The following is a 12735-nucleotide window of genomic DNA, read 5'->3' on the forward strand; positions in this document are numbered from 1 at the left end:
CATTCCCCCGCTGGAAAAGATCAATGATGATGGTGAGCATCAGTTGCAGCTTCGCCTGACTGAGCGGCGATTTCCTTCTCGATGCTTCCACAGCGCAGCATACTGGCACCGTAGTAGGGGTTGGAAACGGTTTTTCCGTCCTGAAGCCAACTCGCACCTTCGTTACCAAATGCCATGGGACATCGGACCACATAGAGGGTCTTTGCACCAATGGAACCGTCCTGTTCCACCCATTCCAATAACTCCCCGGACAGCTCGCGGAATGCAACCCGCGCAGATTGAAGGTCACTGGAGTCCTGGATCTTCATCGCAGATTCCGACACCACTGCCCCAGGCTGATGCGATGATCCGGTATGTGTTTGACTGGCCAACGCCTCGAGCAGGATCTTTGCTTCAGCTTGCGCTCCCGACAGGTCATCAGCAGCCAAGTGCTTCTGGACCTGGAGGTAGGGTTCGATGAGATGCTCAAGCCACGAAGATGCAGGGTCTTCAGATTTGGCAAATGAGGTGATTGCGCTCATCAGTAGCGCAAGGGTGAAGACTATCTGGTATTTCATGTGTGTATTTCCTTTCGACTGGATTGGATTCGGTGGGTGAGTTCGGTCATCCCGCAAAACAGAACGGGGACCACAAAAATAGTGAGTACTGCCAGCATCATGCCGCCGAAAGAGGGTATTGCCATCGGCACCATGATGTCGGAGCCGCGTCCCGTTGATGTCAGAACTGGAAGCAGAGCGAGGATCGTGGTGGCACTGGTCATCATGGCGGGACGAACCCGTCTGGTGGCAGCTTCGATGACACGCTGGCGAATTTGCTCAACCGTGCTTGGGGGAGCCTCGGACATGCGTTGATGGATGTAGGTCATCATGAGTACACCATCGTCGGTCGCGATGCCGAACAGGGCCAGAAATCCGACCCACACCGCTACGCTGAGGTTGATGGTTCCCATTTGGAAGAGATCCCGCAGGTTCTGGCCGAACAGGCTGAAGTCGAAAAACCAGGGTTGACCATACAACCAGAGCAGAATGAATCCGCCCGACCATGCAAAGAGGATGCCGGAGAAGATCATGAGCGTGGTGGATACGCGCCTGAACTGGAAGTACAGAATCAACCAGATGGCAAACAGCGCAAGGGGCAGCACAACCCGGAGTTTCTTCTCCGCCCGGATCTGATTCTCATAACTGCCCGTGAACTGGTATCGTACGCCTGTGGGAATGTGCAGCTCTCCTGATTGAATCTTTTGCTCAAGAAATGCCTTTGCCTGTTCCACCACTTCCACTTCAGCAAATCCATCGTGATGGTCAAAAATCACGTACCCCACCAGAAACGTATCCTCGCTTTTGATGACCTGAGGGCCTCGCAGGTAGCGAAGCGTAGCGAGTTCGCGCAATGGAACCTGGGTTCCATCGGGGGCTGCCACCAGGATGGCTTCGATGGCCTCAAACTGATCGCGCAATTCCCGCAGGTAGCGCACCCTGACGTGGTAACGCTCGCGCCCTTCAACCGTCTGCGTGATGGGTTTTCCACCCATCGCGACTTCGATCACATCCTGCACCTTTCGTACACTGATACCATAGCGTGCAATGGCATCCCGATTGATGTCGATTTCAAGGTAGGGTTTGCCAACGATGCGATCCGCAAGAACAGCCTCAGATTTGATCGATGGCACTTGTTTGAGCAATGTTTCGATGTCGAGCGCTACCTGCTCGAGCGTCTCCAGGTCGGGACCAAATACCTTGAGTCCCATCGGTGCGCGCATGCCACTTGACAGCATGACCAGACGTGCGGCAATGGGTTGCAGTTTGGGTGCCGATGTGGTGCCGGGGATGGTTGCAGCACTCACAATCTCATCCCAGATGTCGTCAGGACTCTGGATATGCTCACGCCACTGTCGGAAGGGTCGGCCATCAGGATCGAAAACCAGTTCCCCATCCGCATCCCGCTCAAACGAGTTCATAGCATCGTCATATGCGAAGGTGAGGATGCGGCCTGCTTCATCGGTGATAAACTCGGATTTGTAGTTGATCACCGTCTCAATCATGGAGATCGGCGCAGGGTCCAATGAACTCTCGACACGGCCCAATTTGCCCACCGCAGTTTCAACCTCAGGGATCGCATGAATGGCCATGTCCTGTTTACGAAGCACATCCATCACTTCTCCAATCGAGGCATGCGGCATGGTGGTGGGCATCAGGAGAAAGGATCCCTCATCAAGATCGGGCATGAACTCCTTGCCAAGCCCGGGCAGGGCATGGGCCAGAGTCACAAAGGGTTTGCTGCTCTTTGCGGCCTGTGGTAACCATCCGAAAACACTGCTCCAGCCCAACCAGATGATGAACCCGAATGCGATAACGCACAGGTTCAGCCCAAGGAAGGCCAGTTTGAAGCGCAGCAAAAAGGCCAGTATACGCGCATAGCTGCGAATGAACAGCACTACCGACCCGAGCAGCCCGCCAATGGCGACCAGAACAAAAACCAGGTTCTGGACAGGCAGTTCGGGTCCCAGAGGCTTCCAGTCCCGCGCCAACCAAATGGCAACCGCCATCGCAACGATGACGTTGAATCCGATGAACAACAGACGACGCACGGATGCAGGGATGCGATTCGAACACAGGTGAAAGGCCGCAACTGCCATCATCAACACGCCGAGCCACAGGGGAATGTCTTTTACAAAAACCATACCCGCCATTCCCACAACCGCGATGCCAACCCAGAGTCCATAGCGAACCCATTGGGCCTTGAACCGCCCCGCAATGAGCCAATGCGCCAGAGGTGGAATGATCGTCAGTGCCACAAGGATCGAGCCGATCAGTGCAAAGGTCTTGGTATAGGCCAGCGGACGAAACAATTTCCCCTCTGCTGCTTCCATCGTGAACACCGGGAGGAAGCTGATCACCGTCGTCAACACTGCAGTCGTCACGGCTCCTCCCACTTCCGAACAGGCACGATATACCACCTCGAGCCGACTCTCCTCTGGATCAGCGTTGTCGAGGTGTTTCAGGAGGTTCTCAATCAGCACCACTCCCATGTCCACGATGGTGCCAATCGCGATGGCAATGCCCGAAAGCGCAACCACGTTGGCGTCCACACCAAACAGTTTCATTCCAATGAATGAAAACAACACTGCCAATGGCAGGATGCCGGATATCAGGGAAGCACTGCGCAGGTGCATCAACATCAGCACCACCACAATGATGGTCACCAGAATCTGCTGCCGCACCGCATCTTCCAAAGTGCCGAGCGTTTCATAGATCAACCCGGTGCGGTCATAGAACGGTACGATTTCCACTTGACTCACCGTTCCGTCGTCAAGGGTTTTACGCGGAAGTCCCGGGGAAATTTCGCTGATCTTTTCCTTCACCCGCTTGATCACAGCCAAAGGATTCTCCCCAAATCGTGTGACCACGACGCCACCGACTGCCTCAGCTCCGGCCTTGTCAAGTGCTCCTCGGCGCAGTGCAGGTCCCAATTCAATTTCCGCAACGTGTTCAAGCGTGATCGGTACTCGATCACGCTGTGTGATCACAGTCTTGCGCAGGTCCTCGAGATTCTTGAGAAAGCCCAATCCCCGAATGACGTATTCGACGGAATTGATCTCAATGGTGCGAGCCCCCACATCGACATTGCTTCCCCGCACCGCATCAAAAACCTCCTGCAGTGAAATCCCGTAACTTCGCAAAGCGGCAGGATCCACATCCACCTGATATTCTTTGACAAAGCCACCGATGGATGCGACTTCAGCCACTCCATCCACTCCCTGGAGTGCATAGCGCACATACCAGTCCTGCGTGCTGCGCAGCTCATCAAGATCCCACCCTCCCGCAGGTTTTCCATCCGCAGTTCGACCTTCCAGTGTGTACCAAAAGACCTGCCCCAGTGCAGTTGCGTCAGGTCCGAGTTGCGGGGATACGCCTTCGGGCAGCGTGCCCGCTGGCAGGCTGTTCAGTTTTTCAAGAATGCGACTTCGGGTCCAGTAGAACTCCGCACCCTCCTTGAAGATGATGTAGATCGACACAAACCCAAACATGGAATAACTCCGGATGGTCTTGACCTCCGGCAATCCCAGAAGCGCACTGGTGAGCGGATAGGTGATCTGATCCTCAATGTCCTGCGGTGAGCGGCCAGCCCACTCCGTAAACACAATCTGTTGGTTCTCACCAATATCGGGAATCGCATCCACGGGCACCGGATCCCTTGGGAAGATGTCGCTCTCCCAGTCAAAGGGTGCAACCGCAACACCCCAGATCACCCATACCAGGATGAAAAGAACCACAACGAGTTTCTGCTCCAGGCAGAATCGAATGAGTCTGTTGATCATTTCAAAAGCATCCAGATGGCCATCGCCATCATCATCAGGTTTTCAGTGAGGGAAATAAATCCTAGTGGAACGTCACTGCCCCCTCCGACACAGGCACATTTCAAGTCACGTTTTTCGATGTACACCGCTTTGACGATGGAGATCGCTCCGACGCCGGTCGCCACGAGCACAATCGGCGCAATGATCGATGTCAGCACTCCCGCGATCATGAATACCCCACCAAGGGTTTCGATGAGCGCATAGAGAACCGCATACGGCACATAGCGCTGGGCCAGTAGGTCATACTGGATGAATCCGTTGGTGTACGATTGCAGGTCCCGAAGCTTTTGAATACCAAGAACACACATCGAAAACGCGATGAACCACTCGACGAAGCGAATCAGATCAAACCCGCCCAGACTGGCCCAACTTGCAGAGAGTGCCATTGCGAAGGTAACCGCGAAGATGGCAATCACAGGCTGGTAGGTTTCACCTTCACGCGGGTCGGGGCCGAGTCCCAAATACTCGCGCAGGGCATCATAACCGCCAATGTGCTTTTCTCCGATCCAAATCTGGGGAGTCTCATCGACCTTGTGCTTTTCCTTGAATTGCCGGTCTTCGTCGCGGGTGCGAAGTGCTCGATCCTCGACGGAATAACCGTGGCGTTTCAACAAATCGACTCCTTTGATCCCCCATGGACAAAGGTGGTCGGAGGTCATCATGCGATAAATAACTGCTTTTTCTTTCATGGTCATAGGTCTGCGTTCTATTCCTGCTTACAGTGTTTCAGGATCCGTGCTCTGCGTGGGATGCAGGATGTTGCGGGATGGTTTCAATCACCTCACCACACCTCAGCATCATGGCACCAAAATAAGGGTTTTGAAGGGGTTCTTCAGCCTGTAGCCAGTCGGCACCCCGATCCCCATAAACCATGGGGCAATGCATCACCAACCATTCCCCCTCAAAAGCTTTTGGATTTTCCCTGACGGCAGCAATCATCGCGTTTGATAGCCGCTCAAAGTGGGGTTTGCGGAATCGATCCAAACTGTCGGCAGCCAGCATTTCGTGCAGCAGCATCGGAAGTGCTCCATCATGACCAGTAAGCTTCATCATGGCTTCAGCCTGGTTTTGAGCGCTCTGCAACTCATCTGCAGCCAGTGCCGACTGCATGGCCAGATAGGCTTCGATCAGCTGCGGTGCCAACTCGCCTGCAATCTCCACCTCAGGCATGTCCGTCTTCGATGGTTCCGCTTCAAGGTGCCTGTCTCCGGCATCGCTGTGTGAATGACCCGGTGCAGAGTCGCCGCCAGCCGGATTCATCATGCTGGGCTTGGCCTGGATTTGCAGCGCGCTGTCAATTTTGAACGCACCCTTGGTGACGACACGATCACCCACCTGCAGTCCGCTCGCCACTAGAAAGACTTCCCCTGCTCGCGGACCCAAAACAATCTCCCGCCCCTCATAGGTAGGTCGATCCGCATCGGGCTTTTCCACATATACCACCGCCCGCCTGCCTGTGCGCAAGACCGCTGAGGCAGGAACCAGCAAGGGGGCTTCAGGCCTCTTTTCATCGACAAAACCGAGAGTCTCTGCAGGAACCAGATCCATACCGCAAACATCGCATTGCCCCGGTTCATCCTTCACGATCTCCGGGTGCATCGGGCTGATCCATTTTCCGGCAAACTCCGGAGCATACACCTCACCCTCACCGGCCAGTCGCACGGCAACGCTTGCACGGATCAACATGCCCGGCTTCAGTTTCCCCTCTGCATTTGGTACGTTCACCCGTATGGGCACGGTGCGGGTGCGACGATCCACTTCGGGTTCAATAAAGGCAATGCTGCCATGAAACGTATCACCCGGAAACGACTCCACGCTGAAATCCACGTTCTGTCCATAGCGCAGCCAAGGCAGGTCCGATTCAAAGGCATCCAACTGCGCCCACAGGGTCGAGAGGTCGACAATGCGGAACAACGGCTGCCCGAGCGTCACATAGTCACCCTCTTTCACCTGCTGCTCTACCACAACGCCCCCAATGGGTGCCTTGAGCACAAAATGATCCGACGCTTCTCCGCGCTCAAGAATCTCCTCGATTTGCCCCGGTAACAAATCCCACAGGCGCAACTTCTCCCTGGCAGAGCGCGTAATGGAACTATCGGGATCTGCGCGATGGGCGACCAGCAGTTCGCGTTGGGCAGCAAGCAGATCGGGGCTGTAAACCTTGGCCAGATGCTCCCCTGCCTTGACTCGCATGCCCGTAAAATTGACGTAGAGTTCCTCGATCCGGGCCGGGAAACGGGCAGAAAGGGATTGTTCGCGGGTTTGATCATACTCCAGTTTCCCGACCAGTTGCGTTTCGACCTCAGGAAAATCCTGTACAATCGCAGTGGTCTGGATCTCAGCCAGAGCGCGGGATGCCTCACTCATTCGCAGGACGCGAGGTTCGTCGTGCGAATCCCCATCCTGCTCCAATGGAATCAGATCCATGCCACATATCGGGCAATCCCCCGGCTCCGGTTGCTGAATTTGGGGGTGCATGGAACAGGTCCAGATGCTCGGTTCATCACCGAGACTGGCAGAGTGGGTCGTCTGCGCTTCGGATTGATTCGAATGGCCCGAAAAGACAAATTTGCCGATGGCCAGACCCAGAACAAGCGTCATGAGCGCAGGCAGGGTGGTGAGCAGAATGATTTTTTTATTCATGTTGATGCGTTGCGTCAAAAGTTCCAAGGATGGGTTCGTTCGCCAGGGTTTGAAGCATGACGCGATGTTGCCAGACATCCGCAGCCGCTCTCCAGTAGTACAGCTGGAATTCCAGAAGGGAGCGTTCACTGTCGATCACTTCAAGGATGCCCATGATTCCACCCTCGTAAGCGGCCCTGCTGTTCTCAGCGGCCTGCTCGGCAAGACCCAACAACTCGTCTCCATACAGGATGAGCTGGCGCTGGGCATTCTCCAGTTTGGCCAGAGTCGTGTTCAGCAGGGTGATGAGCGCATTCTCCTGCTGGATTCGTTCATTTTCACTGGAACGCTGAACCGCAAGGGCTTCAGCCTCGGCGGCATTGTTCTTCTCGGTCCAGATTGGCAGGTTGAGGGATAGCGAGACTCCCCAGGCATCCTTACCCGCAGATGCCGGAACTGGACTGACCGAAGGATCTCCAATCCTGGCGTAATTCAATCCTACAGAAACGTCGGGGTATCGCTCCAGTCGTGCGCGCTCCCGACGGGCGTCTGCACTTTGGATTCGAAGCTCCATTGCTTTCAGCCGAGGGTGATTGGCACGCACCGCTGCCTGCAGGTCATCGCGATTCACCTGCAACGGGGAAGGTGCCTGCCACTCTGGCCAGGATATCAGGGATCTCATCTCCAGGGTCAACAGCTCAGCAAGTTGTGCAGACCGGGTGATGCGCTCCTGCCTGAGGGATTGCAGGCGATCCTCCATTTTTCCGATTTCGACCTTGAGGCGTAAGAGTTCGTTGATGGCAGCACCACCCTGAACCTTCGCTTCCACAACCGGTTCAAGTTTCATCAGCAGGTCGCGATTCTCACGCGTCAAGTCGATGGCTTTCCCGAGGTAGGCATATTCATAAAACGCCTGGGATACGCGTTGAACGAGCAACAATTGCTGATCCTGATACAAATGGTGCAAGGCCTGCGCATCGGCAAATGCAGCACTGCGCTGGTATTCCCGTTTCCCAAACCATGGCAATCGCTGACTGAGCATGAACGTGCTCTCTTGCGGGCCATTTCGGGTCTGGATGGACTCCACAAAGTGGGTCACCTGCAAGGTGGGGTCTGGCAATGCGGACGCTTGTGGGATGCGTTGTGCTGAAGCGCGATAACGCTGCTCAACAGCGTGGAGTTGTGGGTTCGTCGAAAGGGCCTGCTCGAGGTAGTCGACCAGGGATCGATTTGTCGATTCCCAATCGCTTTCTGCAAAACTGACGTTGACGGTACTCACGCCCCCGCTCAGGAGTACCAGGCAACACAAACGCATGATCGTTGAGGTCATAATCCCTTCAACGCGGATTTTTGGAAAAACCCTCAAAAAAGAAAAATCGTATCGCAAACAGCCTAGCTCATCGCACTTGCGGTGCGCGTTCCCTTCCCTCTCAGCATGTCAATGGAACAAAGACGATAGTTCCTTTTTCAAGTGCATTCGGGCGCGATAGATGCGGGTCTCGATGGTCTTGCGGCTTGTCCTCAACACCTCAGCACATTCATCATGCGAATGCCCCTCCAGAACACAAAAGACAAAGGGAAAGCGCAATTTTTCCGGAAGGGTGGTCACCTTTTGATGGAACAACCCCAGCATCTCACGGTTCTCTGTCGACTCCGAGGGTTGCGGCAACTGCGATTCGATGACATCGATGAGCGCTGCCGTATCCTCCTGCTTCGAATCACCGGAGTGCAGCGGCACCCATACGCGGTGTTTTCGATTGCGACGCAGGGAGTCCATAGCAAGGTTGCGCGTGATGGAAAACATCCAGGTCTTCACCGCTGCCCGTGGAGTAAAACGTACCGCGTTCTGATAGACACGCAAGAAGGTCTGCTCGGTAACTTCCGCAGCATCCGACTCGTGGTGCAGATAGCGGTAAGCAAATCGGAACACCGCATTTTTGTGGCGCTTCATCAAGCTGGACAATGCCGCAACATCGCCCGATGCCATTCGTCGGAGCAGCACTTCATCTGAATCTCCATCCTCCATTCAACCCTCATTGAGGCGTGCTCAATGCCTCGCTCGCGATGTCTCTCAGTTTTTCCTGTTTGTCCGCAGGCAACACCTGAAGCATATCGTAATAATGGCGAATCGACAGCTCCTGCAACGCCCCATGCACCACATGCAACTCATGGATCGCCTGGCGTGTGTCATCCGTGAAACTCTCCGATTGCACAAGGTGTTGGCGCAACTGCTCGATGCGATTCTGAAAATCCCGCTGCAACTGCGCCCTTTGCTCCCGGTAAGTCGGTTCGAGTGCATTGACCCTTGTCGCCTGCTCTGGAGTCAATTCGAGTGTTTCCTGCAACCACTGGTGCCCATCTGCCTCATCATGCCGATCCCAATTGCGCTCTTTCAACAATACCTTGGTCGTGAAAATCGAAATGACCGCACTGAGCACCATCAACCCAATGACCATGAGCAACTGCGGGGGGAAAGGGCGGGAATTACTCATGACTCCTGGGGGTTGGGATCAATAGATCTGTTGCCTGAAAGACGTCAAACCCGAGTGCCAGGGATGCAATCTCACGAGTAGCTGTCGCATCATCGAGGTAACGGGACGAGAGAACCGTCACCCCGGAACTTACCGCAACCGTCAGCACCACCATGGCAATGGCCAGACCCGGTTGCGCAAAGGCGAAACGGATCTGCTGCCACAGAGAAACCCTTCCCTCCCGGTCTTGCAGCACGTTTTGCATGACACGCGCTTCCAATGACTCGGGACAATCTGGCAAGGCTTCTGTCTTCGCACATTGGATGAGGGCATCAAACTGGAGATCATTCATAGTGGATATAACGCAAAATAGAGTGGCAAACCCTCAAAAAAAAGCAACACAGCAACTGGCCGATCCCATTCCCCCGAGATCAGCGTCCCTCTTTGCGGTCTGGCGACAGCAGGCGAAAGTAGATCGTAGCGCGAAAGTGCTGTCCTCCGCGATGGGACCAGCTGGGTTGACCCTCGGGTCCATGGCGAGTTGCGGGCTTGAACTTGGTGCCAATCGGGGGAAAGGCGTGTAGAAAGGAGAGATCGCCCGGAGGGAAGGTGACGGTGGTGTGGGCGGGTTCGGCGGCCTCTGCTGGCGTGAACAGGCGCAGATTGACAGCGGGTGTTGGGATCAGGATCTCCAGGTCGATGCGCGCATCGCTGAGCCGGGCCAGTGCCACATCATCGTGAAAGCCCTTGAATTCGGGGTAGTCCCAGGAGAGTCCAGTGATCGTGTCGTTGTAAGCCTTGTCCCACAACCCGAACTCCACGCCTTTGCGCCGGTTTTTCCAGACACGATAGGGACCCTTGCCCAGCCACTGGATTCCCGTTACTTCGCTCTCGTCATAGTCAAAGCTCACACCAATCGCATCGTAGAACTCCTGATTGTGGAGCCGGAAGTCGTAGTGCAACGCAAGATATCCGGCATCATCGAGTGTCCACTGCAACTGGCGCAGGATAGCGTTGTCTGATGCAAAACGCACCCCACCCGGAACGGACTCTGCCGTCAGGTTGCCAACCGGAAATCCAATGGGTTGAACGCCGTTGGTGAGCGGACTGTTTACCCCATTTCGGCTGAATTGCACCAGTCGACCCGATTCCCGGTCGATCTGCACCTCAACTCCGCGATTTTCCATTACAATGACCTCCGCATGCTCGCTCACTTGAGTGTATGCAAACTGACGTTCCGGCATCATCCGGGTGACTACCTCCGATGGCAAAGTGATGGACCACGTCCAGGTGTAGATTTCGTGCCCATTGGCGTCGTGCGCGCTGAGCGAAAGCACATCGGCACTGCGGTACCAGTGGTCTGGCATATCGAGGAACAGGCGACCCTTGTGCCAGGGGGCCACCGATGGGGATTTGACTTGCCCCTGTGCGATGGTTTCCATCTGCAATTCGGCAATGGAATTCCCACTCAGGCGCTGCAGTTCCCACCGAAAGGACACCGTGTTGAGATCGGTGAAATCATAGCGATTCTCCACATCCAGCCAACCGTCAAAATGCTCCGTAAGTGTGTCGAGTTCGCTTTGCCGCACATAAACCGGTGACCAGATTTCCTTGATTGTGAAAAAGCTTGCCTCGCGTTCGCGATAGGGACCCACGATGCCATCCGGAGCGCGGTTGCCCGCCACATCAATGGCTCCACCCAGATCCTCCCGCACGATGCCTTCGTCTGCAAAAGCCCAGAGAAATCCTCCCGCCCCCAGCGGATGGGCAAGCATGCGTTGCCACCAATCATTCAGTCCCGCGCCGTGACCACCGTCGTAGAGTCCGTGCAAAAATTCGGTCGGGAGGATGAGGTCCTGTCCGTTGAAGAACCATTCCACTCCCGAATTGTAATCCTCATAGTGGCTGGTGTTGATGCCGTTGAACAGTGACCAGGGGTGAATGACCACGCGCTGCTGCGGGTCGTGCTTTGCGAACTCTGCATCCAGCTCCGTATTCCAGCCGCCTTCGTTTCCGTTGGCCCAGAGAATGATGCTCGGGTGATTGACATCGCGCCGCACGGTTTCGCGCACGAGTTGTTTCCCGACTTCGGTATCGTAGGCCTTTTGCCAGCCTCCAAGTTCGTCGATCACATAGAGTCCCAGTTCGTCACAGGCATCAAGGAAGTGGGAGTCGGGTGGATAGTGACTCATGCGCACCGCGTTGAGGTTCATTTCCTTCATCAGCTTCACGTCCGCGATGCTGAGTGCGGCATGGGTGGCTCTTCCCGAATCTGGCCAGAAACTGTGCCGGTTCACGCCCTTGAGCACGATGCGCTGGCCGTTGACAAAAATGCCTACCCCCGGTTTCACCTCAACCGTGCGAAAGCCGATGCGCTCACGCACCCGGTGCACCAGCGCATTTCCCTGCTGGAGTTCCAGCACCAGTTCGTAGCGATGCGGGGTTTCGGCGGTCCAGGATTTCACGTCAGGAATCGTGCCGCTCAGGTGCAATGCAGTCTGACCTGGGGCCACGTCAACGGCAGAAAGGTTACCCAAAACGTTGCCACCAAGCTCCTGTATCGTTGCGTTCACCACGCTCTCCGATGTGACACCCTGCAGTTCCACCTGCACCGCAATCGAACCGTCGTGCCGTGCATCCACCGCAACGTGATCGATGTGAGCGGAGGGTCGACTCTCGAGCCAGACGGGTCGGTAGATGCCGCCAAAGAGCCAGTAGTCCGCCTCGCGCTCGGCTTCGTTGACGGAGACATTGGAGGAGAATTTCTGCACCTCGACACGCAGTTCATTGCGCCCTCCGATGTTCAGGAATGGTGTCACATCGTAGGAAAACTCATAAAACCCACCCTGATGGGTCGGACCGACCTGCTCCCCATTGAGAAAGACGGTCGCATCGGTCATCACCGCACCAAACACGAGTTGGATCTGGCGCCCATGGAAGGAGTCCGGAACCGTGAATGCATGGCGGTAAACCGCCTCGCTGTCATCGGTGGCATCCTCTCCCCAGTCCCGCCAGTAGTGATAGGAACCAAAGCCCTGCATTTCCCAGTTGGAGGGCACCGGGATGCGCGACCACTGCTGCGCGTTGCGTCCTCCGCTGACCCAGAAGTCCCACTCGACAGTATCATCACTGCCCGTGCCCGAAAGCATCAGGATCTCGGTCTCAGGGGACGACGAGGGTTTGGCCTGCAGGGTCGGCAGGGGAAAAATCAGACACAAGGTGAGGGTCAGCAGATGTTTCATGATGGGGTGTGAGTTGGGTTGATTTGGGTGGATGCGAACATCC

The 12735-nt window shown here is 55.6% G+C and carries 9 protein-coding genes; all 9 read right to left on the bottom strand.

Going from position 1 to position 12735, the window contains the following annotated elements; translation table 11 throughout:
- Positions 1-20 precede the first annotated feature (20 nt).
- Positions 21-557, bottom strand: a complete 537-nt coding sequence (locus ABQ298_14655) for a DUF3347 domain-containing protein (protein ID MEQ9825624.1) — start codon at positions 555-557, stop codon at positions 21-23.
- Complete coding sequence (locus ABQ298_14660) at positions 554-4318, bottom strand: efflux RND transporter permease subunit (protein ID MEQ9825625.1); 3765 nt, start codon at positions 4316-4318, stop codon at positions 554-556. Before ABQ298_14660 ends, ABQ298_14655 begins: the two co-directional genes overlap by 4 nt.
- Positions 4315-5046 carry a glutaredoxin gene (locus tag ABQ298_14665; GenBank protein MEQ9825626.1) on the bottom strand — a complete coding sequence of 244 codons (732 nt, stop codon included), beginning with the start codon at positions 5044-5046 and terminating at the stop codon, positions 4315-4317. The genes ABQ298_14660 and ABQ298_14665 overlap by 4 nt, the downstream gene beginning before the upstream one ends.
- Positions 5047-5083: 37 nt before the next feature.
- Positions 5084-7000 (bottom strand): efflux RND transporter periplasmic adaptor subunit, encoded by a 1917-nt coding sequence (locus tag ABQ298_14670; protein MEQ9825627.1) that lies wholly within the window; start codon positions 6998-7000, stop codon positions 5084-5086.
- Positions 6993-8309, bottom strand: a complete 1317-nt coding sequence (locus ABQ298_14675; protein MEQ9825628.1) for a TolC family protein — start codon at positions 8307-8309, stop codon at positions 6993-6995. Before ABQ298_14675 ends, ABQ298_14670 begins: the two co-directional genes overlap by 8 nt.
- A gap of 108 nt (positions 8310-8417) precedes the next feature.
- Positions 8418-9005, bottom strand: coding sequence for an RNA polymerase sigma factor (locus ABQ298_14680; GenBank protein MEQ9825629.1), 588 nt, complete (start codon positions 9003-9005; stop codon positions 8418-8420).
- 7 nt (positions 9006-9012) lie between these two features.
- On the bottom strand, positions 9013-9471 hold the full coding sequence (locus tag ABQ298_14685) for a periplasmic heavy metal sensor (protein MEQ9825630.1): 459 nt from the start codon (positions 9469-9471) through the stop codon (positions 9013-9015).
- Positions 9464-9802, bottom strand: a complete 339-nt coding sequence (locus tag ABQ298_14690) for a hypothetical protein (protein MEQ9825631.1) — start codon at positions 9800-9802, stop codon at positions 9464-9466. The genes ABQ298_14685 and ABQ298_14690 overlap by 8 nt, the downstream gene beginning before the upstream one ends.
- A gap of 79 nt (positions 9803-9881) precedes the next feature.
- Positions 9882-12692 (bottom strand): glycoside hydrolase family 2 TIM barrel-domain containing protein, encoded by a 2811-nt coding sequence (locus ABQ298_14695; protein MEQ9825632.1) that lies wholly within the window; start codon positions 12690-12692, stop codon positions 9882-9884.
- Positions 12693-12735 lie beyond the last annotated feature (43 nt).

The sequence above is a fragment of the Puniceicoccaceae bacterium genome, assembly GCA_040224245.1.
In the GTDB taxonomy this organism is placed as follows: domain Bacteria; phylum Verrucomicrobiota; class Verrucomicrobiia; order Opitutales; family JAFGAQ01; genus JAKSBQ01.